The organism is Nonomuraea basaltis, assembly GCF_005893125.1.
GTDB lineage: Bacteria > Actinomycetota > Actinomycetes > Streptosporangiales > Streptosporangiaceae > Nonomuraea > Nonomuraea basaltis.
This window is the reverse complement of sequence record NZ_VCJS01000004.1, coordinates 43,418-68,062: the sequence shown is the minus strand read 5'-3', so window position 1 is coordinate 68,062 and position 24,645 is coordinate 43,418. Positions and strand designations below refer to the sequence as shown.

The window sequence follows — 24,645 nt, the reverse complement described above, 5'->3', positions numbered from 1 at the left end:
TTTTCTGTGGCCCTCACCAGTAAGTATCGGCGCTGATCCGGAGCGTCATGCAGTGCGCCACGCGCCGAACGGACTATCTACGTTTACCCCTCTGACGAGGGATAATGCCTCTGGCGCAGGTCGTGGCAGCTTCCCTGAATGACAGGGACCGATCAGAGCGACCACCTGGCACACGGCCGCTGAGGAGACAACACGATCATCGCAAGCTTGACAGTCAGGGACCTTCGGCCCTGAGGCCGAGGCCATCCAGCACTGCCCAACGCACCGCCCATCGGAGAGCCTCGACGGTGGGCGTTATGGATCGGCGCGACAGGTGATGAACGGAGATCCAGCATGTCCGAGGGCTACGACGTTTTGCTGCGTGATGGCGGCATCGCCCACGTACGCCCACTGCGGCCCGCCGACCGGCAGGCTCTGCACGAGCTGGTGGACCGTTCGTCGGAACGCTCGGCATATCTGCGGTTCTTCACCGGCGGCCGCAACACCGCGCACTGCTACATGGACCGCATCACCAGCGACGAATACGGCGGGCACGCGCTGGTCGCCAGTCTTCACAGCCGCTTGGTGGCGGTCGCCGAGTACATCCCCACCGGCAACGGCAGCGCTGATCTGGGCATCCTCCTGGACGACGCGGTGCACGGCCATGGCCTGGGCACGCTGTTGCTCGAGCACCTCGTCCTGGACGCGGCGGAACACGGCATCCGGGAACTGACAGCCGACGTCCTGGCCGAGAACCGGCCGATGATCCGCGTCCTGGACGACCTCGGCCTGGAGGTGAAACAGCGCATGGAGGGCGGCATGCTGCATCTCAACATCGCCGCCGAGCCAACCCCCCGGTTGCGGGTAGGCATCGAGGCCCGCGACCACGAGGCCGAGCGAGCGTCACTGGCACGAGTGCTCGCACCCCGCTCCGTGGCAGTGATCGGCGCCAGCCGCAACGAGCGGGCCGTCGGCCACAAGGTGCTGCGCAACCTCATCGACTGCGGCTTCCCTGGGGCGATCTACCCGGTCAACCCCAATGCCACCCAAGTGGCCGGGCTGGCGTGCCACGCCAAGGTGCCCGACGGCGTCGACCTGGCGGTCGTGGCGGTGCCGGCCCGGCACGTGCTGGAAGTGGCCCGCGACTGCGCGGACGCAGGGGTGGCGGGGCTGGCGGTGCTGACATCGGGATTCGCCGAGGCAGGGCGGCGCGATGCGGAATCAGACCTGCTGACGATCTGCCGTACGGCCGGGATGCGGCTGGTCGGACCCAACTGCCTAGGTGTGATCAACACCGGGGCGCGGCTCAACGCCAGCTTCCTGCCCCACCACCCCATTCAGGGCCGCGTGGCGCTCATGTCACAGTCCGGCGCCGTCGGGGCCGCGCTGCTTGACCGGCTGGCGATCTCCTCGTTCGTGTCGGTCGGCAACAAGGCCGACGTCAGCGGCAACGACCTCCTCGAATACTGGGAGGACGACGACGGCACCGATGTGATCGCGCTGTATCTGGAGTCGTTCGGCAACCCACGCAGGTTCGCCCGCATCGCCCGCCGCGTCGGGGCACGGAAGCCGATCCTGTTGGTCAAGAGCGGCCGCGGCGGTGCCGGGAATCGGGCGGTGCGCTCGCACACCGCCGCCGCGGCCACCCCGGACGTGGCGGTGGACGCGCTCACCCGCGCCGCCGGGGTCATCCGGCTCGACAGCGTGCACGAGCTGATCGATGTCGCCCGGCTCCTGGCCACCCAGCCTCTGCCGGGCGGGCGCCGGGTGGCGATCGTCGGCAATTCCGGCGGGCCCCAGGCGATGACCGCCGACGCCTGCGAGCACCACGGCCTGCTCATCCCCGAGCTGCCGCCCGGACTTCTCGACGCTCGCGCCGCCGCTGCGCTGGACAACCCGGTGGACCTGACCGCGGATGCCGGCGCAGCCGAGATCGGCGCAGCTGCCGCGGCACTCGTCGCCTCACCTGACGTGGACATGGTCCTCGTCGTCTACACCCCACCGTTCGGCGATGGCCTGAACGCGACCCGCCAGGCCATCGCCGACGCGGCCGATGGCGCGGACAAAACCGTGCTGGCCTGCGTCGCCGGGCATGACGACCTAATCGACGGCCGGATTCCCAGCTACGCCTTTCCCGAGCAGGCCGTCGAAGCCCTCGCTCACGCCGTCCGGTACGCCGAATGGCGCCGCCGCCCTGCCGAACCCGCCGCCCCGCCCGTGCGGGCGGACACCGAGACGGCGCGGCAGATCATCCGGGCGGAGCTGGCGGCGCATCCCGAGGGCCGCTGGCTCTCACCGGTGGCAGTCGCCGGGTTGCTGGGCTGCTACGGCGTGCCTGTGGTGGCGTCCATCGACGTGGACGGTTCCGAGGCCGCCGCTGAGGCGGCCACGCGGCTGGGGCTACCTGTCGTGCTGAAGGCCGTGGGCCCCGTGCACAAGAATGAGGTCGGCGGTGTCCGGCTCGGCCTTCGCACTCCGGATGAGGTCCGGCAGGCGTACCAAGAGATCGTGGAACGTGTCGGCCCGGACATGACCGGCGCGATCGTCCAGCGCATGCTGCCTGCCGGTGTCGAGATCATCCTTGGTGGCGTCAACTACCCGGCGTTCGGACCGCTGGTCATGGCGGGCATGGGCGGCGTGCTGGCCGATCTGCTGGCTGACCGAACCTTTCGGGTGCCGCCCGTCACAGACGCAAGCGACATGATCAACGAGCTGCGCTGTGCCCCGCTGCTGCACGGCTACCGCGGCTCGCCACCCGTGGACGTCGATGCTCTCGCCAATCAGATCACGCGAATCGGCAGGCTGCTCGACGACCTTCCTCAGGTGGCCGAGCTCGACCTCAACCCGGTCATCGTCACCCCGGACGGCGCTACCACGGTGGACGCACGCATCAAGGTGGCGTCTTGCGAGCCGCCGCCCCCGCTACTGCTCCGGCGGCTGCGCTGACCTGGTTTAGCGCCCATCGCACGGTCCCTCGGAACCGGCTGATGGTATCGACACCAGCGAGCGGGCACGACCGGTTCCCCGCGCGCCTCACCCGTACCACACTCTCCCTGACTGAACGACTGGCGACCTTCGCTACCTGCCCATACGACCGATCCAAGATGGGATTAGTGGGCACTAATCACCCAAAGGGGCAGGGCTACGGAGTCCATTGGCTCAGCTGGGGCGGCTCCCGGATGCGGGTGCCATTCCAAGGAGATGTGCGATGCGAGTCAAGGTACGGAATGTGATGACCCGTGAGGTGAAGTCGGTGACCAGCGGCGCCTCGTTCAAGGACGTGGCCGAAGTGTTGATCGCACATGGCGTCAGCGCCGTCCCCGTGGTCGGCGACGAAGGTCGTGTCCTCGGCGTCATCTCAGAAGCGGATCTGCTGTGCAAAGAGGAGTTCAAGGAGCAGTACTACGGGGAGGGCTACCAGCCGCCGTTGCGTGCCCGGTTGCGCCGTGGCCTGAGCAAGGAGGGTCCGAAGGTCAGGAGCCGGGCCCGCGGCGACACCGCCGCCGACCTGATGACCACCCCCGCGGTGACGATCGGTCCCTACGCCTCGGTCGTGTCGGCGATGCGGCTCATGGCCGAGCACGGCGTCAAGCGGTTGCCGGTCGTCGGCAAGGAGGGGCGACTGGAGGGCATCGTCAGTCGGCGTGATCTGCTGCAGGTGTTCGTACGTTCCGATGCCGACATCGCACGTGAAGTCCGCGAGGACATCCTGGCCCACTCGCTGTGGGCTAAGACCTCCGACGTGCGAGCCACGGTGGAGCAGGGTGTCGTGACGCTGTTCGGGTCCATGCAGCGGCGCAGCGACGCCCGGATCGCGGTCTGCATGGTCGAGCGGGTGCACGGGGTGGTCCATGTGATCGACCACATCACCTGGAGGCAGGACGACACCCCTGCCTGGAAGCGCAGGTGATGGACCCAGGCCAGCGACATGCTCTCCATCGCCGGCATTTTCCGTTAGGTGGCGCTCACATTCTTCAACACGCGCGCTTCCACGTCGATCAACTCCCCGCATCCGTGCCGGTCAAGAGATCGATCACGTCCAAGCGGCGTCATACATCCAGAGTCACCATGCAGGTCCACCAGCTTGCGTGGTGTTCGAAGGTCAACGGATGCAGGGCGTCGGCTTTGGCACCGCTCCCGTCTGGGGCACGGCCGCCAGATCGGCCATGGTGAGGTGGAGGCTCAGACGGTTCTGATCTTGTACAGCCGCCACAGGCACGCCACCTCTGGGCAGCCCGAGGACGACCACATTCTCCTCGGCGACAAGCCCGGTCAGATGCTCGGCCAGACGTACACCCGCATCACGACGATCAACGAACATCGGCGTACCTGCCTTCCCCGGCTCTTCGCCGTGCCTTGACACGAATCCCCACGTCGGTGGCGAAGGACACCCCTCTCATCACCATCAGGCGGTAAGGAGCCTGGTGGGTAGGCTTGAAGGGCCAAATTCGTGAGCCCAGCCCGGGGTCAACCCTCGCGAGCAACCCCTGACCCGACGTTGACAGCTGCCTTCCAAGACCGATGGCGGCGCCCCCGTCTGCGGCACCCGTGCCGGCCCCGAAACAGCCCGGCACGCGGCTGGTCGACAAGCATCGCTCTTCGTCCTGGTTTCAGTGGGCGTCGGCCCTCGCCAGATGGGTCTTTGGTCCCTAGGGACGGCCGCCTATCTGCGAAAGGGTGGAGTGAAGGAGGCCAGACAGGGAGGTGATCCCGGTGCGGCGAATTCGAATCTCAGTACGCCCGAGACCATGTCGCCCCGATGAGTGGGTCGACACCCGCACGCCTTCCGGCCGTGTCCTGCCGTACTAGGAATCGGGTTTGAGCTCGTCCAGCGCTTCGCGCAGGTAGCCGGAGCAGGCCCACACGTCGGGGACCAGTTTCCTGCAGGCGATGATCCCGACGTCGAGGCGGCCGTCGTAGGAGAAGGCCGTAATGTTCAGGGCCCCGCTCACCTCGGTGATCACGGACACCGGATAGTGCGCGAGTAGCTTGACTCCCGCGATCCGGAGCGGGAACTGCGGGCCGGGAATGTTGGAAACGATCACATTGATGGGTGGTGCCGTCCTGCCCACCAGCTCGAACGCGGCGCGGTCAGCGAGGCCGTTCAGCGCGGCCGGCAGGCTCGCGCTGAACTCCCGCAGCAAGCACGCCGGTGTCAGAGCGAACCGTTCCTTGATCTGCTGCATCGTCTGACTCACGGCTTCAAGCCGTCGACGAGGATCGGCCACATGCGTGGGCAGCTGTGTGATCATCATGGTGACCTGGTTGCCCTCGGTCGTCGCCGTTCGCTCACGCAAGGAGAACGGCACGCCCGCGACCAGGGGAACGTCCGGCAGTGCCGCGTGGGCAAGCAGCCAGCGGCGCAACACGGAGGCCGCCAGCGTCATCACGACGTCGTTCACCGTGACGCCGAAGGCGTTCTTGACCCGCTTGATCTCCTCCAGCGGCAGCTCGGCGAAGGCGTAGCGGCGGTGGGATGAGACCGGACCGCTCAGCGGGGTGTGCGGAGCCGCGAGATCCGGCAGCTCGGGCAAGGATGCGCGTCGTGCCCATCGCGACAGTCGGCCCGCACCTGGCAGTCGCGAGACGACGGGCAGTTGATCCAGCACCGGTAGCGCCTCGCCCGCGAATCTCAGCAGGTGTGGCTTCGCGATAGGTCGTCGTGACCTCAGTCACGACGCCGCCTTCGCCGACCTTGCGGGCAGCGTGCCGCTCGTGGGCGACGTCGGGCTGTAGACGAACGTGGTGAGATCCTCTACCGGTTCGAGTGGTGCCTGCTCGGCGAAAGCGACCGCTTGATCGATCTCTGCGGCCACGTCGCGTACTGAGCCTTCCATCAGAAACGGCCGATCCGGTTTGGTGGTGAGGAGCAAATCCCGACTCCAAGCCGAGTCCATGGGCACTGACCTGCGGCTATGTACCTGTCTCCTCTGCTGAACCCTTCCCAGCCGCAGCAGAGTGAATCGAGGTAGTCCATTGGCGTTGCCCGCCGCCGACAGCGCGGGCAGCGCACCATGGACGACGATTTCCGTGGAGCGCTATCGCCCACTCCACCTGAGCGTGTCGTCTTCCTTCCATTCCAGCTTGTCGATCACATCGACCACGCCGTTGACCCGCTGGACCATCCGCGTGGCGATCTCCGCGTCACTGCGGCGGTTCACGGACCCGCTGAGCGTCACGACGCCCCTATCCACCCTGATGCGGACGTCGTCGGTATCCACCCACAAGCTGCGATCGAGGACGTCCTCGCGCACCTCCTGGGCGATGTCCCCGTCCTGCCGGACGAAGACCTTGAGCAGGTCGTGGCGGCTGACGATGCCCAGCAACGTGCCGTCCTCATCGACGACCGGCAGTCTCTTGACTCCGTGCTCCTGCATGAGCCGTGCCGCCTCGACCGTCGTGTCGGCAGGCGTGATCGTGACCGCCGGCGCCGTCATCAGCTCGGCCGCCGTGTCACCGAGTGCCTTCTCTCCGGCCTTGTGCCCCTCGCGGCCCATGCGCTCACGTAGCCGAGCGCGCAGCGGCGGCCGGTATCCCTCCCGGTAGAACTGCTCCCGGAACTCTTCTTTGCGGAGGAGATCCGCCTCGGACACGACGCCGATGACATGACCTTCGGCATCCACCACAGGTACCGCGCTCACCGCATGGGCGATGAGAATCTCGGCGACCTCCTTGAACGGAGTGCTCCCGTTGACCGATGCGACGTCCCTGGTCATGACGTCGCTCACTTTGGCGCGCATGTGCCTCATCTCCTCGCATCCGCGACTCTTTACAACTCCATCCCACGCACAAGCAGGACCGGCTCGGTAGGGGCGAAAGTCCTCACTCGCGCCATCGTTCGTCAGTCCCCGTGGCGTGGCCATCAAATGGTTGTCGCCATGGTGAAGGAGGGAATTGCGCATGGGACGCCGGTGACTACAGCACAGCCTTGAGGACCTTTGCCGCGGCTTTGCCGCGTTTCGGGCAGGAGGTCCGGGCGGAAAGGTCTGCGACGGCTAACGAAAGGCGCAACCATGAACGACGTCATCGTCGTGGGCACTGACGGCTCGCCGGGCGCCGATGCCGCCGTCGCGTGGGCAGCTACCGACGCGGCACGCAAGGGGCTCCGGCTTGAGCTCGTGCATGTGATCGAACGCGGCACCTACGACCTTCCGCGTTACCCGATTCCGTGGCTGCTGACGACACTCGGGGAAGCAGCGGAGGCGATGCTGGAAGAGAAGACCGAGATGGTCAGGGCCCGCTGGCCCGGCCTCGAGGTCACCACCAAGGTGAAGACCGGATCCGCCGTGGCGGAGTTGCGGGCGCAGGCGGAGTCGGCCACCGAACTGGTGGTCGGCTCGCGCGGCCGGGGCGGATTCGGTGGCGCGTTGCTCGGCTCGGTGAGCCTGGGAGTGGCGGGCCACGCCCACGGCACGGTCGTCGTGGTACGGCCGACAGCGGCCGAACGCGGGCAAATCGTGGCAGGCTTGGACGCGACCGAATCCTCCGAGCCTGCCCTGGCTCACGCCTTCGCCGAGGCGTCCCTGCGCCGAGCAGCGCTGCGCACCGTCTACGCCTACGCCGTTCCCCTTCATGCGCTCTCGCTCGACTTGGAGCGGCTACGACGAGCCCAGTACGAGTTCGTCCGCGATCGACTGGCCCCTTGGCGGGCCAAGCATCCTGAGGTCAACGTGATCGAGGACATCACCTCTGTGCATCCGGTCGCGGCGCTCTCTGAGGCATCCAAGGATGCGGACTTGGTCGTGGTTGGCAACCGAGGGCACGGCAGTATGGCATCCACGGTGCTGGGCTCCGTCAGCCACGGCGTGCTGCACCACGCTCACTGCCCGGTCGCCGTGGTCCGCCTTCGAGGTGCACGGTAAATCACGCCGGGAGCCCCGGCAGGGACCTTCGACACATGTCCGCAAGCTCCCCGGGATCGGGATTCCTGGCCAGCAACAATGCGGCTCTCGGACGCCTACGCCGCGCCACTCGGCCTGTCCGAACTCCAGGCGCAACGGCCGGAACCGCACCGGATTGCCTTCCAGCCCGACGACCAGATCCTCATCTACACCGACGGGGTGATCGAGGCACGCGACCGAAGGGCCGTTTCTACCCGCTCCCCGAGCGCCTACAACTGCTGGAGGGAGATGATCCGGAGGAGGCATTGGAGAAGCTTCGGCTGGATCTCGTGGCCCATGTCGACGGACCCTAGCAGGACGATGCCGCGATGTTGCTCCTGCGCTGCCGGGAGCCCTAAACCCCGTCGCACCTACCGCCGTAATGATCGGCCTCCGAGTCGACGCCGAAGGCGGAGCACGTTCGTTTGCCGACCTACCATCCCGTCCCGGGAGGATCCGAACATCTCGCAGAGGCGATGACGTGATCGTATGATCTCGGGCAGGCTGAGCTTTCCAAGGAGCCGACGTTGGCCAGAATCGCATTCCTGATCGTGCTCGTCGGCTTAGGCTGGCTTGCGGCCGATCTGGGCGGTGTCTCCGGGCTGGAGCATTCCGGCGCCTACCTGCTGCTCAGCAGCCTGCTGCTCGCCGTGGGTCTGTACGGCAGCACGCACGGTATCGACCGCACTGAGGCTCGCCAGCACGGCCGCCTGATCCTGCTCGCGGTGACCGTCGGGGTGCTGCTGAAGGCGGCCTTCATCGCCGGCGTGGTCTATCTCGTCTCCGGCGACCCGAGAGCGATGATCCTCGCAGTGGCCGTGGCCCAGATCGACCCGCCCTCCGTGGCCTCGGTCATGGCCGACAACCGGCTGTCGGACCGGGCCAAGACCATCCTGGGCGCGTGGTCGTCCTTCGACGAGCCAGCTCGGTGACCAGCAGGTCGGAGTCGGTGGTGAGCAGGTGCACCCGGCCGCCCTCGACCGAACTCCGCAAAATCCCGGGCAGATCAGGTACGGCCGGCGCCGCGAAGGACACCCGGCGCACGCCCACCATGTCGCGTACGGCCTGCACGGTGCCGTCGGCCAGTACCCGGCCGCCCGGCCCCGGCCGATCACCATCACCCGCTGCGCCAGCGCCTCGATCTCCTCCAGGTAGTGGCTGGTCAGCACCACGGTGCCGCCGTCGGCGTGGAAGCTCCTGATCCCCTCCCACAGGGTTCGCCTGGCCTCCACGTCCAGCCCGGTCGTGGGCTCGTCGAGGAACACCAGCCGCGGCCGGCCCGCGAAGGCCAGCGCCACCACCAGCCGCCGCCGTTGCCCGCCGGACAGTCTCCCGACCTGCCGCCTGACCAGGTCGCCGAGGCCGAACCTGGCCAGCAACTCCGCCGTACCGTAGCGCTCGGGGAAGTGCGCGGAGACGAAGTCGACGATCTCGCCGACACGCAGCGACTCCGGCAGCCCGGTCTCCTGGGGGTCACGCCGGTGCCGCGCCGCAGGGCGGGGTCCAGCGGCGAGCCGCCGAACAGCTCCACCGTGCCCGACGTCGGCCGGCGCAGCCCTACGAAGAGGTTGATGAGGGTGGACTTGCTGGCGCCGTTCGGGCCGAGCAGCCCGACCAGCTCACCCGCCCTGATGTCGAGCAAGACGCGGTCCAGCGCGAGCACGTCACCGTAGCGGCGGGTGGCCTCGATCGCTCTGGCGAGGACGGTCATGTCATGTCTCCTGTGCCGTGTCAGCGTTGTCCAGCGGGGTGCGAATCGTCGTGGGCGGGCCGCCCGCGCCTGGTTGGCGGGTGACGGGCCCGGGCGGGTTCATCGCCGTGCCAGCCCCAGGACGAGCACGGTGCCGACGACCAGGTGCATCAGGACCAGCACCAGCATCGTGGCGATACCGACGGCGCTGCCGAGCGGCCCGAGCAGGGACAGGACGAGTACGGCCAGGGCGACGATCGTCCAGATCCGGCCGGGCCGGGACGCGAACCGCTCCAGGACGGCCAGCAGCGCCCAGCCCGCCAGCCCGACCAGCAGGCTCGCCACCAGGACCGATCCCGGTTCGACCGGCTGCGTGCCGGCGCCCATGCGCACGGTCAGAGTGGTTCCGGCGACCGGCACGGCCAGGGCCCAGACCGCCAGGGCGGCCGCCGGGGCGCCGACGACGGTGAGGAGGATTCGCTTGGCTGAGGTGTTCATGCCGGTCAGCTTCGCCCGGTCGCCCGATCCGCCACATCGGGCGCGCGGTCGCTCTGTGTTCTCCCCCGGCGGGGTACGGGTCCTACTTTGGTAGGTGATGGCGCCTGCGAACCGGCGATTACCCTGACCCGATGAGCAAGATCCGACCCTCGCACCCGATCGCGGTGGCCAGCGTGGTCCTCGGGATGGGCGGCCTGAGCGCCCTAACGCTGTGGAGCCTGGCCGACGGGCCCACGTGGGGGCTGGACGTCGTCGTCGCGGCGGTGAGCCTGGTCGCGGCGCTCGCCCAGCTGTGGTGGCCGACCTCGGGAGCACTGGCCGCCACCCTCCTGGCCACCCTCTCCCCCGCGGCCACTGCGGCGGCGACGATGGGGGCGCTGCAGGTGGCCCAGCGCAGGCGCTTCCCCGTCGCGGCGGCGGTGGCGGCCGCGGGCGTCGCGGCCCACGTGGTCCAGGGGCTGTGGCGGCCGAACTCCGGCATCTCCCAGCAATGGTGGTTACTGCTGATCTGCGCTTCCTACGGCGCGCTGCTCGGCTGGGGCGCGCTGGCCCGCTCCCGCCGCGCCCTGCTCTTCTCCCTGCACGAGCGTGCCGACCGCGCCGAGGCCGAGCAGGGCAGGCGGGTCGCCGAGGCCCGCATGGCCGAACGCCGCCGGCTCGCCAGGGAGATGCACGACGTGCTGGCCCACCGCCTGTCCCTGGTGGCCACCCACGCCGGGGCACTGGAATACCGCCCGGACTCCTCCCCCGAGCAGCTCGCCCGGGCCGCCGGGGTGGTCCGCACCGGGGTCCACCAGGCGTTGGAGGAGCTCCGCCAGGTGATCAGCCTGCTGCGTGAGCAGGACGACCAGCTGGACGAGCTGGAACCCCAGTCGGCGCTGGCCGACCTGCCCGGCCTGATCGCCGACGCACGGGAGGCCGGCCAGGAGGTGCGGCTCCGCGAGGAGGTCGCCGACGACGGCGCCTTGCCACAGGCCGCGTCCCGGACCGCCTACCGCGTCGTCCAGGAGGGCCTCACCAACGCCCGCAAACACGCCCCCGGCCGGCCGGTGGACGTGCTGCTGCGCGGCGCTCCCGGCACGTCCCTGCTGATCGACATCCGCAACCCGCCGGCCCCAGCGGGCACCGCCCCCCTCGCGCCCGGCAGCGGCCTCGGCCTGGTCGGGCTCACCGAGCGGGTACGGCTGGCCGGCGGGCAACTGGATCACCACAACGCTGAAGGAGAGTTCCGGCTCCCCTGAGCACCTCCTGAGGATCGTTGGTCGCGCCACCGGTGCTCGTCGGAGCCGGTGAACAGGGTCCAGTGCGAGCCGATTGGGTGAATACCCGGCCGTCGTCCACCCACATAAGTAGACTCTCTACATGTAGCCAGTCTATATATTTGGAGGCGGCATGACGCAGTCTTCGCGTCATCTGCTCGTGTGGGTGCACGTGGTGACCTCGGTCTCCTGGATGAGCCAAGCGCTGGCCCTGTTCGCCCTCAGCATCCACAGCGTCATCACCGGCGACGGCGCCGGCTATCGCATGGCGCACCTGCTCGACAACGAGGTGCTGCTGCACTTCGCCAACGCCTCCGCCTTCACCGGGCTCATGCTGGCCGCGATGACCAAGTGGGGCTACTTCCGGTACTGGTGGGTGCTGATCAAGCTGGTCATCACGCTGTCCCAGCTCTACGCGGGGATCTTTCTGCTCGGCCCCAGGCTGTCGGCGCTCGCCGACGGCACGCGTGACGCCGACCCGGTCCTGCTCGCCGCCACACTGCTGATGGCCTCGGCCATCGCCTTCCAGGCCTGGCTGTCGGTGGCCAAACCCTGGAAACGCACCCCTTGGGCGGAGGCGCGGCCGCGGACGATCGCGCCGCCCGGCTGGGTGACCGGCTTCGTGCTGCTGGTGCCCGTGCTGGACTTCCTGCTGGCCGTGCTCGTGTTCGGCAATCCGGCGCCGCTGTTCTTCGTGCTGACGGCGGTCGCGTACCCGATCTGGCGGGCACGCGCCCGTCGGCGGGATCCGGCCCTGGCGTAGCGGCTACCGGGCCCGGGCCGGTGGTGAGCCAGAGGCGGAGCAGGTGGCGGCGGTCCGGCTCCGGGTGGTCCTCGTAGGCACGCCATCCGCTACGCCGAGAACGCCCGCGTTCTGCTGGCCACCGCAGCCGAAGAGCAAGACCCCGCCAGTCGCGACGAACCCAAGAGTCGAAACGGTCCATCAGGGATGAAGACCCTTCGGTTCAGTCCAATGAACCTTCAGTTCGCATGAACTCTGGGACTTCCACGGGGTTGAGGACCCGGGGAACAGCCGTTATCGATGAGAACGATCTTGCTAGGGCTCCGAAGGACAGCAGCGGGACGCGGGTGGGATAGCTGCTGGTCAGCGTCCCGCGAGGGCCGCGTAGGCGGTGGAGCGGCGCGCAACAGGGGAGGCGGTGACTTCCGCGACCCCGAGCTCATCAAGGAGCGGACCACGAAGATCTGAGCAAGCTGGGTCAGCCCCCCGAGGCGTCGACCGGGCTCTCACGGCCCCTGGTGCGTCATCCCCCAGGCCTGAATCCTTCCGACCGCTGCGGACCGTGACAAGTGATGCCAAACCGTTGTCGGCGCGGCCTCCTGAGCAGGTTCTACGCCGATGGCTCAAGGACATCATTGGGCGGGTGCGTGCTTCTCGGCGGGAGGGCGAGATCCGGCGAGGAGGCGTTCGCGGTCGAAGGCACGGCGCAGCAGCCCCCAGCCGAGAATGTCCACGACCCCCAAGCCCGCCGCGATCAAGGAGTACAGAAGGTAGTCCGGCGGCACGAACCGGAAGCTGATCACCGCGGCCAGCAGGAACATCGGCACGATGGCGAGGCCGGACAGTTGCTGGGCCACCCGCAGATCGCGGGACCTCGCCGAGATCATCATCGTCGATATCACCGCGAACACCGCCATGAACGGCGTGAACACCACAGCCGCGAAGACCGACTCTCCGGAGAGCACCCACTCCACGACGGACGGGTGCACCCACAGCGTGGCGGCGCCGGCGAAGAGGCCGAACAGCAGCCAGGACAACAGGACGGACGGGATGCAGGCGGCGATCGCCTTGCCGCGCAACAGCTCACCATCGGTCGCCGGAGTGGTGAGCAGCGGCTCCAGCGTGCCCTGCTCGCGTTCGCCCAGCACCGAGTACACCGACACGACCGTCGGGATGATCACCGGGATCAGGATGAACAGCTCCAGCGACGCTCCCCCGGAGGCGCGTAAGTTCTGCTCGGTGGCGTCGGCCGGCAGCGGAATCAGGCCAGCCAGCGCCAGCGCGAACAGGAACGCCGGCAGCAACCCCATCGTGATCACCACGAGCCTGTTGCGCCGATACTCGGCGAACTCCTTGCCGACCACCGCCCGCACCCGCGTGTTCAGCACGTTCATGCCTTCTCCTCCCCCACCAGCTCCAGGTACACGTCCTCCAGGCTGTGCTCGGACTCGGCCAAGTGCACGATGCCGGCGTGCGCGCCCACCAGCGCGTCGGCCAGCAACGGCGCCACGCGCCGCGGATCGGTCACGGTGACCTGGTACCGATCGCCACCTCCCGCCCAGCCGGTGACGCCGTCGACGCGCCCGAACAGCACGCCGGGCTCGGACACCGGCGCCAGCAACTCCACGTCGATCGACGGGGTGAACAACCTCCGGCGAAGCTCGTCGGGCCGCCCGATGGCGATCAGGCTGGAGCGCAGGAACGCCACCCGGTCGCACAACCGCTCGGCCTCCTCCAGCCGGTGCGTGGTGAGCAGGATCGTCACTCCGCGGGATCGCAGGCCACCGATCAGCTCGCGTACGTCATGGGCCGCGGCAGGGTCCAGCCCTTGGGTGGGCTCGTCCAGGAACAGCACCCGCGCATCCGGCAGCAACGCGCGTGCCAGCGCCACCCGCTGCCGAAGCCCCTTCGACAGTGCGCCCACCAACTCGCCGCGCCGGTCTCTCAGATGCACGGCGTCCAGCACCGCGCCGATACGCCGCGTGCTCTCGCGGCTTCGCCAGCCGTACAGGCGGGCGAAGAACCGCAGGTTCTCCTCCACCGACAGCCGCGCGTACAGGCCCGGCGTCTCCGGCAGGACGCTGATGCACCCGCGGATCCGCGCACCGTTCTCCGGCGTCACCTCGACACCTCCCACCTTGGCCCATCCCGCTGTCGGCCGCAGCAACGTGGTGAGCATCCTGACCGTCGTCGTCTTGCCCGCCCCGTTCGGCCCGAGCAGACCGAACACCTCCCCCTGACCGACTTTGAACGTCAGGCCCTCGACCGCGAGCCGATCCCCGAACCGCTTCGACAGGCCGCCCGCCTCGATCGCCGCGCATCCATCACCGGTCATTTCATCCCCTTTCCCTGCTCTGAGGCTCGACCACCTCCACCGGCGGCGGCCCCTCCCTCACATCGTGAGCGACGCCGCCACGGACGAGACAGGGGCGAAGGTCCCACGGACCGCGGCCATAGGCCCGACCACGAAAAGACCTGATCAGGAAATGGTCAGCGCCGGACACGCGAGCAACATCACCGCGCCGAAGCCGAGCTTCAGCAGCGCGTCGATCACCCCGGACACCGGCAGCGGCGCTTCGAACCGCAGCCCCCAGCGCGTTGACCATGGTCAGCACGCCGAGGGCGGTGATCACCGGCCCGTGCGCCAGCCCCATCGGCACGAAATGCACCCCCACCATGAACAGAATCCACAGCAGGATCGTCCGGTCGTCCGCGCCCTTGGTTTTGGTGAGCACCAGATAGATCAGGCCCGCTTCGGCCGACTCGCTGAGCAGACCTCCGAGGGTCAGCGTGCCGTACAGGTCGAGGGCGAACGCCCGGAGCTCGCCCAGCCGTCGGATGGCCGTGTCAGCGCGATGCTCCTGGGCGGAGGCAACCACCGCCTCCGGCGGCCGGAGGCGGGCGTGTGGTCGTTCGCACTACTTCAGCCAGGCGGTGCGCTGGAGGCGGCTGGGCGGCGGCCGGGGCCGGGCGTGCCGCCAGGAGGGGCGGCGGGTCCGCACCCAGGCAGAGGAGGCGTTCGAGTTCTTCTTCTGACTCAAAATCGCCACCCGCAGAGCAGGACTTGCTTGCCCGCGAGGTGCCCGGATCTCAGGCGTTCATGTGCCCGGACGGCCTCCTCCAGCGGCAGCCGGTCGGCCACGACGGGACGGATTTCCCCCTTGGCGAGCAGCTTGAACAGCGTGGACAAGTCCTCGCGGAACTCCTCGGGGAACCGGTCGCGCAGCCGCGCGATCCGGTAGGTGGTGGCCCGTTTACGGGTGAGCAGGCTCGCGGCGAACACCACGGCACCGGCGAGGTAGAAGCCGACCAGCGTGCCCAGGCGGCGGCCGCGTGAGGAAAGCGCGGCGTAGTGGCCGAACAGCACCAGCCGACCTTGGGGACGGAGCGCGCGGAACGACTGCCAGCCCGTCCAGCCGCCGATTCCGTCGAGCGCCACGTCCACGCCGCCGCCCGCGCGCAACCGCCGTATCGAATGTTCGGCGGTGATGTCTATCGCCGTGCCTCCGAGCCCGGTGATGATCGCGCATTCCTCGTCGCCGCGCCCTGTTCCGTACATGCGCCAGCCGGCCAGCCGCCCCAGTTGCAGGGTGGCCCGGCCGACCGCGCCTGCGGCGCCCTGCACGAGCACCCGTTCCCCTGTACGCACCCGGGCGGCGCGGTACAGGAGCTGGTAGGCGGTCATGTAGCTGAGGATGAGCGTGACCGCCTCGGCCGAGTCCGCCGTGCCTGGGACCGGCACCAGGGTGTCGGCGGGCAGGCAGACGTAGTCGGCGTACGCGCCGTGCACGGTCAGGGCGGCCACCCGCTCCCCGACCTGCACACCCTGCACGCCCGCGCCGAGGTCATCGACCACGCCGACCAGGTCGTAGCCGGGGGTGAACGGCGGTTCCGGCCCGCCGGGGTAGACGCCCTCGCGCAGCAGGGCGTCGGTGAAGTTCACCTCGGTGGCGATCACTTTGACGCGTGCCTCCCCCGCCCGGGGCTGCGGCACCGGCTCCTCGACCAGCCGCATGACGTCCGGTCCGCCGTACCGGGAGACGACGATGCGCCGGTTGACGGTCACCACGCCGCCCCCTCGGCCCAGGCCTTGATGGTGAGCAGTTGCTTGTGCATCATCAGGAAGTCGCCCACGTCCATGGCCACCAGATAGCCCGGCCCGCGCGCCGTCGGCCGGGCCCGCACCAGCAGCCGGAAGTCCAGCCGGGTGCCGCGGCTCCGAAATCGAGCGGAGGCAGCCTCTTTCGGAGGCCAGGGCCGGAGAATCGCCTGTACTCGTCGCATGGCCCTCATCTCCTCATCCACGCCGCATCGAGTCCAACCAGCCTGCTCCCTGGCCGGTTGCTCCGGCCAGGGACGTTGGTCCCCGGTCGGCAAGGCATTACGTCCCGGCCCGAGCAGGGGGAGGCGAGTGTGGCATGCCCCGGATCGGTGCCCCTGCGCAGTGCCCGCCCGGGCCCCTTGGCCCTTGTGGAAAGGACCTTCGCCCCTGTTCGTGGATCTCTGGCGAGTGCAGCATGAAAGTGACCGCGAGACGGACGAGGGAGGCGGTCGAGACTCCGATGGAGAGGGGACCTGCGAAGATCCGCCGGAGGAGTCGAAGCGCCAGCCGAAGGGCCAAGGGCTTGGAGGCGGCCTCCATCGCCTGACCCGGGCCATACCGGCGCAGGAGGTCCGTCCCGTGCGTTGCGGTGGGCGACCTCGTGGGAGGCGGCGGTCCGCGACGGCCAGCCCGTCGTCCCGACCCCGGACACCCGCCAGGCGGGTGCCGCCGCACTCCTCATGTGGCCGGCGACCCGGCATCATGGGCGCCATGCCCAACACCGCCCTCGAACACGCCGTCACCCGGATCCCCGCCTTCGCTCCCGAGGTCAGCGCGGGTCAGGCACGCGAACGCCTGCTGGGCGAACGGTTCGACTCCGCCTCCGACGTCGTGATCCTGGACGCGGACAGCCGCCTGCTCGGCATGATCCCCATCGAACGCCTGCTCGCCGCGCCGTACGACACGCCCCTCTCGGAGCTGGCCGACACCGATCCTCCCGTCGCGCTGCCCGGCGTGGACCAGGAGGTGGCCGCCTGGCATGCCGTGCAGCACGGGGAGAGCAGCCTGGCCGTGGTCGGCGAGGACGGCCGCTTCCACGGGCTCGTGCCCAGACGACGACTGCTGCGCGTCCTGCTCGAAGAGCACGACGAGGACATGGCCAGGCTGGGCGGCAGCCTCAAGGCCAAGACCGCCGCCGAGGAGTCCGTGCGCCGCCGCTTCCTGCACCGCATCCCGTGGCTGCTGATCGGGCTGGCCGGCGCGATGCTGTCGGCGGGCATCGTCGCCTCCTTCGAAGAGCGCCTGTCCGCCAACGTGACCTTGGCGTTCTTCCTCCCCGGCGTGATCTACCTGGCCGACGCCGTGGGCACCCAGACCGAGGCCGTGGTGGTGCGCGCGCTGTCGGTGGGCGTCTCCGTCCGCCGGCTCGCCCGCGGGGAGGCGATCACCGGGCTGGTCATCGGGCTCGCGATGGCCGCCGCCTTCCTTCCCTTCGCCCTGCTGTACGGCGACCCGGGCGTCGCCATGACGGCCGCCATCGCGTTGTTCGCCGCCTGCTCCGTCGCCTCGCTGCTGGCCATGACCCTGCCGTGGCTGCTCAACCGCCTGGGCCGCGATCCTGCCTTCGGCTCCGGACCGCTGGCCACCGTCATCCAGGACCTGGTCTCCATCACGGTCTACCTGCTCACAGCACTGGCCTTCACCTGAGAACTCGGGACCACCGGCCGCCCTGATCAGGGCCATTCGCCTCATGCGCCGACAGCACACCCGGCGGACCCTGGAAGCAGCAGGAAAGGAGAGCAGGAGAAATGACCGTCACCAAGGAAGAGGTCAAGGTACGCGGCACGGAGCTCACCGACAGGGTCAAGACCGCGATCCACGAGGGCAACGTCCGCCGGATCATCGTCAAGGACTCCCACGGCCACACCGTGATGGAGATCCCCGTGACCGTCGGCGTCGTGGCGTTCATCGCCGCCCCCGTCGTCACGGCCGCCGCCGCACTGGCCGCGATTGCGGCCGAGTGGACCATCCAGATCCACCGCGACCCCGAGCAGGAGCCCCCAGCCTGAAGCCCGTCCGGTCACACGACGCCGTACCGCGCTCCCGAGCCGTGTGACCGGCCCCATTGAGTGACCTTGGTCCCGTGTTCCCCTGCCCTTCGGCCGATGAGATCGCATGCGCCACGAACGACAGTTGGCAGCGAGTATCCTTACGAAACAGGAGGAAGCGATGACGGCCACGGCAATCAGGCTCGAAGCGTGGCGGGGCTTTCATGGTGACAACTGGCGCTCGGCAGTGGACGTGCGTGCCTTCATCCAGGCCAACTACACGCCGTACGAAGGTGACGAGGGCTTTCCTGGCCGGGCCGACGGACCGTACGCGGGCGGTGTGGCGGAAGGTGTCCGCGTTGTTCCCGGAGGAGAGGCGGCGGGGCGTCTACGACGTCGACACCAAGACGCCGTCGTCGACCACCTCACACGCGCCCGGCTACATCGACCGTGACCGCGAGCTGATCGTGGGCTTGCAGACCGACGCGCCGCTGAAACGGGCCATCATGCCCGCGGGCGGGCTGCGCATGGTGGAGAACGGCCTGGCCGCCTATGGATACATCCTCGACCCCGGGTGAAGGAGATCTTCACCAAGTACCGCAAGACTCACAACGGCGGCGTGTTCGACGCTTACATCCCCGAGATCCTGGCCGCCCGCCGCTCCGGGATCATCACCGGCCTGCCCGACGCCTACGGCCGCGGCCGCATCATCGGCGACTACCGCCGCGTGCCCCTTTATCACGAACGGTAGCGGTCGGAAGGCCCTGCGGAGCAGGCGAAAGTCTCTGATCCCGAATCCTGGGAGGGATGACCGGCTCCCCCCGTACTCCGCGGCTCGATGGCGCTGTACCTGGACGAGTGGGTAATCCCGCGCCGGCAGGAGACCGGCACGCTCGACGTCCTGCTTGCTGGTCACCCCGGTCGGCGCGATCATCGGGCGCAGGTCGGTGGCCGTCGCCGTCGCCGCCACTGTTCGCCTTCGCCGGGTACGTGCTGTACGTGGCGGGTGAGTTCGTCGAGTCGCTGGAGCCATGGCCGCCGGTCTCGCCCTTCCACCAGGCGCTGCAGGGCGACCCGATGGGCGGCGGCCTACCGGCCTCCTCGGCCGTCGCGCTGGTCTTCATCGCCGTGTCCCTGCCGCTGTTCGACCGCCGGGACCTCGCCACCATCAGCTGATTCACGGCTCCAGCGACGGCGGGACAGGGTACGAAGGTCCGGTCGGGCGCTCGGTCCTGCCCGCGGCGTCGTAGATCTTCACCCACTTGATCGACGGGAACTGCTTGAGCGTCGGCCTGATCTGGTCGGCGATGGTGAACGTCGATCCCCACCGGTGCACGGCCCGATCAGGCCTACTCGGCGGCGCGGGCCTCCTGCCGGGACTGCTGGGGTTCAAAGCGCGCGGGATCAGCGCAGTACTCGCCGAGCGCGGCCGCGAACCGCGCCGCGTGGAAGCCGTCGGTGTAGCGGTGGTCGAAAGTCGCGGTCAACGGCAGTACCGGGCGTACGCACGACCTCGCTGTCCTCGGCGACGGGCTGCGGCCGCACGGCGCCGACCAGCACCAGCAGCGGCACCCGGTAGTAGGCGGCCAGCGGCGAGTACGCCCGGGTGATCCCCCACATGCCCACAGAGGTGACCATCGCGCCACCGAATGCCTGCCGGGGCAGGCTGATGCGGCGCAGGTCGAGGTTGAGGTCGGAGGTGAGCCAGGCGGAGATCGCGAGCACGTGACGCAACAGCCACCAGAGCATGCGGGCCATCAGCGCCTTGCCCCGGCCCAGATCGGGATCCACCCCAGCCTGTAAGGAACTTCGCCTGTCCTGCAGTTCCGCGGCGATCTCGGCGGCGGACTTGCGGTCGGCGTCGCGTACTTTGATGCCGGTCAGCTCGTCGCCTTCCCCGGTCGTGACGATGAAGAACACATCCACGCTCTCCCGCGCGCGTAGGCAGCCGCGCACGAGCCTGACCCGCAGCTTGGGAACCGCGGCCAGCGCATGCGCCACCGCCCGGCCAACGAATTGAGTCATCGTGACGTGCACGCCGGTGTCGCGGCGAACCGCGTCGATGTGGGCCAGCAGAGGGCGGGCGTCCAGTTCGAACTCGCCGTAGAACTGCGGATCGCGCGGCGGCCCCCAGCCGGCCATGGCCAGCCTCCGCCAACTCCTCGCACCGTCGGACATACCTCCATACCAGCGGCCAGAGCGGTCCTCCGCATCGGCCGAACGTCACCAACTTCCCCTGCCTTCCCGGCCTTGGCAGGCCCAGCCCTCGTCGGCTCTTGTCTACCTCGTGGTCAGTCCCTTGGGTCAAAGGCCGCGCCACCCGATTGCGTCGGCCTACCTTCCAGGAGATAGGCCACAACGTCCGCGGCGGTGTAGCCGGGGACGGCGGTCAGGTGCCGGACGGCGGTGAAGTCGGTGCCGGCGGTCACGATGGCCGGTTCGACATAGCCGTCGGGCCGCTGCTGGCCGTATCCGGCGGCGGCCAGCAGGGCGTTACACAGGCAGCGCCTGCCCTCGGTGTTCTGCACTCGTCCGCCGCGCCGCTGCTGGTAGACCTCGACCGGCTCGGCCGGACAGCGGTAACCGACGGTGGCGTCGGGCTTGCGGTACGGGGAGCGCAGCACGCCGAGGTCGCACAGCCGCGGTCGATCAGCGTAGACATCCTCGCGCGCCAACGTCCCGTCCAATTCCACGACTTTGAACGGGAACCCGGTCGGGGAGACCCGCGGGTCGGTCTGCACGCGCACGTCCCCCCTGGCCACACGCTTCAGCACGGCCTGTTTGAGCGGCGCCGCCATGCCCGATTCCGCGCAGAACGCGAACGCCGTACCGACCTGGACCCCGACCGCGCCCCCGGCCAGCGCCGACGCCAGCCCTTCCGGGCTGCCATAGCCGCCGGCCATCCAGAACGGCAGCCCGATCGCCGTCATCTGTCCCGGCTCGACCGCGTCGCGCTTGTCGTAGATGGGCTGCCCGGCGTCGTCCAGACGGCGCGGGCCGCGCGGCGGTGCGTTATGTCCGCCTGCGGACGGGCCTTCGACCACGAACCCGTCGGGGCGGGTGGCCGGGTCGGCGGCCAGCGCGGTGGCCAGGTCGACCGAGGCGACGATCGCCTCGAACCGGGGCCGGCGCAGGGTCGGCGGCAGCGCGTTCCAGAGAGCCGCGGGGTCGAACTCAACGATCGTGTCGCCGTCGGCGGAGGTCGCACCCTGCACCCGCATGGGCAGCGCCACCGGACAGTGTGCAGCCAGCCGGTCGAGCAGTGGGGGCAGTTCGGCCGGGTTGCCCGCACCCATCAGGATGTGATCGACTCCGGCCAGCATGGCGCCGTAGCAGGCGAACGGAATGGGTAACTCGATCTTGCGCAGGTAGTTGATGCCGATCCGGCCGTCATGTCCCTCCTTGGCCAGGAAGACCTCGGCAAAGTTCGCCACGATGGTCAGCGCCACGAGGGAGCGGCCCGGCCGCAGGGAGTACCGTGGCACCGGCCGAAACGGTGTTCCTGGCGGTTTGCCGCCAGGAACGTAGAAGCTGCGGATCACCTGCTGTGACATTGCCTGGATGGGGAAGTGCGCCAGCGCTCGGCGCATGTGCCCTCCGGGGTCGCCCAGTTGCAGGCGCCGCGCGCACACCAGGTCGATGGCCGTGCCGGAGACGACCCCCAATTGGCCCAGGGTCGAGACCGCCCGTGCCAGCCGCCAGTCGGAGACGGCCACTCCCATGCCGCCTTGGATGATCAGAGGCAGGTGCTCGATGTTCACGGCGTCCTCTTCAGCTCGATGCAAGGCGACCTCCGGTTATCGTGGTCGGGCCCACCGGTCCACACTGTTCCACCGCACCAACCGCTACTCGGCAGAACCAGAGTCGTTCGACCATACGGGTCCGGCCGAAGGACCCCTGGTGCGCTCCTCGGACCGCCATGGCTGGGCCAGTTCAACGATCCTGCGCACGGTTCAGGACGTTCCGGGGCGTACGAGCACGCAACGAGCAGGGCTGACATATTCCGAGGTCGCGCCCTTCCAGCTGGCCACAGCATGGTGCGCGGCTCGCTCCTCTGAGTACGTCGATTCGACCGACGCAATCTGTACTCGCTCAGCATCCGAATCCATGCCGAGGTGCGAGCGCTTCTCCCAGATCAGCGGATGACCAGAAAGGCACCTATGATCTACGGCCTCGCGGAGTCAGTGCCTTGGGCCTAGTCTTGACGCCCTCCAGCCTCCCGGCGGTGCTCGTCTGGCCAAGGTGCCAAGCCATTGGTTGCTCCACCGCAGGCCTCAGCATCTGGTCCCAATTCCTCTAGGTGTAGGGACGAAGGTCCCTGTTTTCGGGAACACTCGCCCGCACACGATGAAGGCATCGACAGCATCCGAGGTGATGACGATGATGTGGTGGGGGCATAACGACATGGGCGGCTGGGGATATGCACCCATGGGCCTGAGCACGCTGGTGTTCTGGGGATTGGTGATCACGGCGGTCGTGCTGGCCGCCCGCTACGTGGGCAGGACCGCCTGCCTAGGATCCGCTTCCCCGCCGCCGACCGCGGAGGAACTGCTGGCACAGCGGTACGCACGAGGCGAGATCGACACCCAGGAGTACCATTCCCGGCTGGACACGCTGCGCGGCCGGCACGACCACCCGGTCGACGGCTGACCGCGAGACGCTCGAGGCGGCCAGGGCGAGGCGCGCGCACGGTGCTGGTCGCCGGGCGGCTGCCCGGCATGGTCGCTCCCGGCGCATGGGCATGGGCGACCATTGGGTGGACAGCGACACACGCCAGGACGTGCCAGGGGCGGATCGACTCCAGCAGCCGGAACGGCCGGCCGCACGGGCACGTTCCGGCGCTGGCCGGATCCCGGTCGGTCATCTCGTAGCGGATGAGCGGCAGCGTCCTGCCGAACAGAACCGTGACCAGCAGCCGGTCTCCCGCCACACCGGGAGGGACCGCCGGTAGGCGTCCTCGACGACTACCGGGATCACCAGGTCCTCGAACCGGTGCATGCCCCGTTAGTGGCCGCATTCGGCGGCGATCCCGCTGGTCTCGGTGGCGGGCGTACACGTTGAAGGGCGGCACTCCCCGGGCGCGCGTGGCCATGGTGCGCCTCTCCGCCCGCGGCGCGACGCATGCGGTGGCGGGACCTTTGGCTCTATTGGCTTGGCGTGCCCGGCGATGATGCTGGTGATGATGCGGTCCATGAGCGATGACCAGACTGGTCACGACCACCGGACTGCCGGGCACGACCGAGCGCGGGGCACGAAGGGAGGGGATGCCTCGTGACCGTCAGCGACTGGGTGGTCATCGCGCCTCCGCGGGAGTGATCGCCTTTCTCGCCTGGTACTTCTTCGGCCCGCGAAGAGTGATGACCGCGACCCTGTCCCTCCTCCTCGCTGCGGCTCTGGCCTGGTGGCTGGTCGCCCGTCCAGCGCGCCCACGGCGCGGACCAGCACCGTCCAAGCAGGCGTCGTCGAGGTCGGCATGACCCCCTTGGCTCTCAACCGCTCAGAGCCCGTGGGGTGCTGCTCGAAACCGATGACAGGGTCTTTATCTGCGCGTCCACCTGCCATTCGACCCTATCTACGCATGCCCGCGGGGAGTGTGGCATCTTCCAGGGCACCGGAGGCGACCCCGCACCGGCCGGGCAGGGCCGGAAATCTGCACGGCGGAGGATCTTCGGCATTCCGCCGGGACCAAGGTCCTTGTCCAGCCGAGTCGTTCGGCTCTGCCGTCCCCACCCCGAGCCCCGCACAGTGAGCTGTAGGAGGTGCCCGATGAGGACGTCGATTCATCCACTGATGCTGTGCCTGCGCCTGTTCCGGCCGGACGGCAATCCGTTGCGCCGCCGCTCCGACCGGCTGGAGTCCGCTTTCGTGCTGGCGGCCCTGCTGTTGGTGCTGACCAGCCTGCTCCCGGCCGTGCTCGCCGGCCGGGCACTCTACGAGAACGCCTTACGGGATCAGTACGCCGGTCCCGGCGTCCGGCGACAGGTCATGGCCACCTTGCTGGAGGATGTCCCACCCGCCCGGGTGTCGTTCTCGGAGATTGCCTCGGCCAAGCCACAGACGATGGCGCGGTGGACGACCCCCGAGGGCGCGACGCGCAGCGGCCGGGTGCCGGCCCCCGCGCTGACCAAGGCCGGGACGATGGTCCGCGTGTGGATCGACGCCGCCGGGGCGCCCGCCTCACCACCCGCCGGCACGGACGTGCTCGCCGGCAGAGGCGTGGCGATGGGGATCTTCATCGTGCTCGTGACCACGTTGCTGACGCTTGCGGCCTTCTGGATCTATCGCCGGTGGGTGGACCACATCCGGTTCGAGCAGTGGGAGGCCGACTGGGTGCGGGCCGATGAGAGAGGGCGCCACCCCCGCCAGCCCTAGCCGGCCCAGGCCAACCGCGGCGTACCCATCCGGGACCGGGCAGACCGCGCACTCGCCAGTCGCCGCTCCGGCCGCATGCGGCGCACCAACCGACTGCTTCGGCTTGTAAGCACGCTCGCCCAGCAGGAACACCAC

28 protein-coding genes and 2 pseudogenes are annotated in these 24,645 nt (G+C 69.0%); 16 read left to right on the top strand and 14 right to left on the bottom strand.

Annotation, left to right across the window (positions count from 1 at the left end):
- The first annotated feature begins 333 nt into the window (after positions 1-333).
- The 3 genes from EJK15_RS02680 to EJK15_RS70045 all read left to right on the top strand — a co-directional run bounded on the left by EJK15_RS02680 (position 334) and on the right by EJK15_RS70045 (position 4,339).
- Positions 334-2,925, top strand: a complete 2,592-nt coding sequence (locus EJK15_RS02680; RefSeq protein WP_138708735.1) for a bifunctional acetate--CoA ligase family protein/GNAT family N-acetyltransferase — start codon at positions 334-336, stop codon at positions 2,923-2,925.
- A 262-nt stretch (positions 2,926-3,187) separates the two neighbouring features.
- On the top strand, positions 3,188-3,889 hold the full coding sequence (locus tag EJK15_RS02675; protein ID WP_138708734.1) for a CBS domain-containing protein: 702 nt from the start codon (positions 3,188-3,190) through the stop codon (positions 3,887-3,889).
- 288 nt (positions 3,890-4,177) lie between these two features.
- Positions 4,178-4,339, top strand: a complete 162-nt coding sequence (locus EJK15_RS70045) for a hypothetical protein (RefSeq protein ID WP_171074066.1) — start codon at positions 4,178-4,180, stop codon at positions 4,337-4,339.
- A gap of 445 nt (positions 4,340-4,784) precedes the next feature.
- Here the strand turns inward: EJK15_RS70045 and EJK15_RS02665 are convergent, their stop codons facing one another.
- From EJK15_RS02665 to EJK15_RS02655, 3 genes are all read right to left on the bottom strand, one after another.
- Positions 4,785-5,588 carry a WS/DGAT domain-containing protein gene (locus EJK15_RS02665; protein ID WP_276615352.1) on the bottom strand — a complete coding sequence of 268 codons (804 nt, stop codon included), beginning with the start codon at positions 5,586-5,588 and terminating at the stop codon, positions 4,785-4,787.
- Between the two features lie 63 nt (positions 5,589-5,651).
- Positions 5,652-5,852, bottom strand: a complete 201-nt coding sequence (locus EJK15_RS02660; RefSeq protein ID WP_138708732.1) for a hypothetical protein — start codon at positions 5,850-5,852, stop codon at positions 5,652-5,654.
- Between the two features lie 165 nt (positions 5,853-6,017).
- Entirely contained in the window at positions 6,018-6,719 is a 702-nt protein-coding gene (locus EJK15_RS02655) for a CBS domain-containing protein (RefSeq protein WP_138708731.1), read from the bottom strand.
- Positions 6,720-6,992: 273 nt separating this feature from the next.
- On the opposite strand from EJK15_RS02655, the gene EJK15_RS02650 reads away from it, so the two are divergent.
- From EJK15_RS02650 to EJK15_RS74135, 4 genes are all read left to right on the top strand, one after another.
- On the top strand, positions 6,993-7,841 hold the full coding sequence (locus EJK15_RS02650) for a universal stress protein (protein ID WP_138708730.1): 849 nt from the start codon (positions 6,993-6,995) through the stop codon (positions 7,839-7,841).
- A gap of 78 nt (positions 7,842-7,919) precedes the next feature.
- Positions 7,920-8,339 (top strand): SpoIIE family protein phosphatase, encoded by a 420-nt coding sequence (locus tag EJK15_RS72570; RefSeq protein ID WP_206060620.1) that lies wholly within the window; start codon positions 7,920-7,922, stop codon positions 8,337-8,339.
- A gap of 47 nt (positions 8,340-8,386) precedes the next feature.
- Positions 8,387-8,791, top strand: a complete 405-nt coding sequence (locus tag EJK15_RS02640) for a cation:proton antiporter (protein ID WP_138708729.1) — start codon at positions 8,387-8,389, stop codon at positions 8,789-8,791.
- Positions 8,792-8,819: 28 nt separating this feature from the next.
- Positions 8,820-9,014 carry a hypothetical protein gene (locus tag EJK15_RS74135; RefSeq protein ID WP_240776743.1) on the top strand — a complete coding sequence of 65 codons (195 nt, stop codon included), beginning with the start codon at positions 8,820-8,822 and terminating at the stop codon, positions 9,012-9,014.
- A 59-nt stretch (positions 9,015-9,073) separates the two neighbouring features.
- Here EJK15_RS74135 and EJK15_RS77395 read toward each other — a convergent pair.
- A pseudogene (locus EJK15_RS77395) lies at positions 9,074-9,570 on the bottom strand (ATP-binding cassette domain-containing protein); the annotation flags it as partial.
- A 99-nt stretch (positions 9,571-9,669) separates the two neighbouring features.
- Entirely contained in the window at positions 9,670-10,047 is a 378-nt protein-coding gene (locus tag EJK15_RS02630) for a DUF6069 family protein (protein WP_138708728.1), read from the bottom strand.
- A gap of 131 nt (positions 10,048-10,178) precedes the next feature.
- On the opposite strand from EJK15_RS02630, the gene EJK15_RS02625 reads away from it, so the two are divergent.
- Both EJK15_RS02625 and EJK15_RS02620 read left to right on the top strand, forming a co-directional pair.
- Positions 10,179-11,288, top strand: coding sequence for a sensor histidine kinase (locus EJK15_RS02625; protein ID WP_138708727.1), 1,110 nt, complete (start codon positions 10,179-10,181; stop codon positions 11,286-11,288).
- A gap of 151 nt (positions 11,289-11,439) precedes the next feature.
- Positions 11,440-12,069: a hypothetical protein gene (locus tag EJK15_RS02620; protein WP_138708726.1), complete on the top strand. Its 630-nt coding sequence runs from the start codon at positions 11,440-11,442 to the stop codon at positions 12,067-12,069.
- A gap of 611 nt (positions 12,070-12,680) precedes the next feature.
- On the opposite strand, the gene EJK15_RS02615 is transcribed toward EJK15_RS02620, so the two are convergent.
- The 5 genes from EJK15_RS02615 to EJK15_RS02595 form a co-directional block, all read right to left on the bottom strand.
- A complete protein-coding gene (locus tag EJK15_RS02615) occupies positions 12,681-13,442 on the bottom strand; it encodes an ABC transporter permease (protein WP_138708725.1) in 762 nt (253 codons plus the stop codon).
- A complete protein-coding gene (locus tag EJK15_RS02610; protein WP_138708724.1) occupies positions 13,439-14,383 on the bottom strand; it encodes an ABC transporter ATP-binding protein in 945 nt (314 codons plus the stop codon). Before EJK15_RS02610 ends, EJK15_RS02615 begins: the two co-directional genes overlap by 4 nt.
- A gap of 1 nt (position 14,384) precedes the next feature.
- Positions 14,385-14,927, bottom strand: coding sequence for a DUF6609 family protein (locus EJK15_RS02605; RefSeq protein WP_138708723.1), 543 nt, complete (start codon positions 14,925-14,927; stop codon positions 14,385-14,387).
- A gap of 158 nt (positions 14,928-15,085) precedes the next feature.
- Entirely contained in the window at positions 15,086-16,117 is a 1,032-nt protein-coding gene (locus tag EJK15_RS02600; RefSeq protein ID WP_206060619.1) for a medium chain dehydrogenase/reductase family protein, read from the bottom strand.
- Complete coding sequence (locus EJK15_RS02595) at positions 16,111-16,332, bottom strand: hypothetical protein (RefSeq protein ID WP_138708722.1); 222 nt, start codon at positions 16,330-16,332, stop codon at positions 16,111-16,113. The genes EJK15_RS02600 and EJK15_RS02595 overlap by 7 nt, the downstream gene beginning before the upstream one ends.
- A 529-nt stretch (positions 16,333-16,861) precedes the next feature.
- Between EJK15_RS02595 and EJK15_RS02590 the strand changes: the two genes are divergently transcribed.
- The 5 genes from EJK15_RS02590 (at position 16,862) to EJK15_RS02575 (ending at position 19,314) form a co-directional block, all read left to right on the top strand.
- Positions 16,862-17,797: a magnesium transporter gene (locus tag EJK15_RS02590; protein WP_206060618.1), complete on the top strand. Its 936-nt coding sequence runs from the start codon at positions 16,862-16,864 to the stop codon at positions 17,795-17,797.
- A 101-nt stretch (positions 17,798-17,898) separates the two neighbouring features.
- Positions 17,899-18,159, top strand: coding sequence for a DUF4342 domain-containing protein (locus EJK15_RS02585; RefSeq protein ID WP_138708720.1), 261 nt, complete (start codon positions 17,899-17,901; stop codon positions 18,157-18,159).
- A 272-nt stretch (positions 18,160-18,431) separates the two neighbouring features.
- Complete coding sequence (locus EJK15_RS76115) at positions 18,432-18,716, top strand: pyruvate formate lyase family protein (protein WP_276615351.1); 285 nt, start codon at positions 18,432-18,434, stop codon at positions 18,714-18,716.
- On the top strand, positions 18,713-18,889 hold the full coding sequence (locus EJK15_RS76110; RefSeq protein WP_276615350.1) for a pyruvate formate lyase family protein: 177 nt from the start codon (positions 18,713-18,715) through the stop codon (positions 18,887-18,889). Before EJK15_RS76115 ends, EJK15_RS76110 begins: the two co-directional genes overlap by 4 nt.
- A gap of 239 nt (positions 18,890-19,128) precedes the next feature.
- Positions 19,129-19,314, top strand: coding sequence for a hypothetical protein (locus EJK15_RS02575; RefSeq protein WP_138708719.1), 186 nt, complete (start codon positions 19,129-19,131; stop codon positions 19,312-19,314).
- Position 19,315: 1 nt separating this feature from the next.
- On the opposite strand, the gene EJK15_RS70040 is transcribed toward EJK15_RS02575, so the two are convergent.
- The 4 genes and pseudogenes from EJK15_RS70040 to EJK15_RS02565 form a co-directional block, all read right to left on the bottom strand.
- Complete coding sequence (locus EJK15_RS70040) at positions 19,316-19,474, bottom strand: hypothetical protein (RefSeq protein WP_171074065.1); 159 nt, start codon at positions 19,472-19,474, stop codon at positions 19,316-19,318.
- A gap of 13 nt (positions 19,475-19,487) precedes the next feature.
- Positions 19,488-19,784: a 2-oxo acid dehydrogenase subunit E2 gene (locus EJK15_RS77390; RefSeq protein WP_171074077.1), complete on the bottom strand. Its 297-nt coding sequence runs from the start codon at positions 19,782-19,784 to the stop codon at positions 19,488-19,490.
- Between the two features lie 172 nt (positions 19,785-19,956).
- Positions 19,957-20,280, bottom strand: a pseudogene (locus EJK15_RS77385) (2-oxo acid dehydrogenase subunit E2); the annotation flags it as partial.
- 149 nt (positions 20,281-20,429) lie between these two features.
- A complete protein-coding gene (locus EJK15_RS02565) occupies positions 20,430-21,899 on the bottom strand; it encodes a nitronate monooxygenase (protein WP_240776723.1) in 1,470 nt (489 codons plus the stop codon).
- Between the two features lie 613 nt (positions 21,900-22,512).
- Between EJK15_RS02565 and EJK15_RS02560 the strand changes: the two genes are divergently transcribed.
- On the top strand, positions 22,513-22,788 hold the full coding sequence (locus tag EJK15_RS02560; RefSeq protein ID WP_206060617.1) for an SHOCT domain-containing protein: 276 nt from the start codon (positions 22,513-22,515) through the stop codon (positions 22,786-22,788).
- A 1,116-nt stretch (positions 22,789-23,904) separates the two neighbouring features.
- On the top strand, positions 23,905-24,510 hold the full coding sequence (locus EJK15_RS02550) for an Rv1733c family protein (protein ID WP_138708716.1): 606 nt from the start codon (positions 23,905-23,907) through the stop codon (positions 24,508-24,510).
- Positions 24,511-24,645 lie beyond the last annotated feature (135 nt).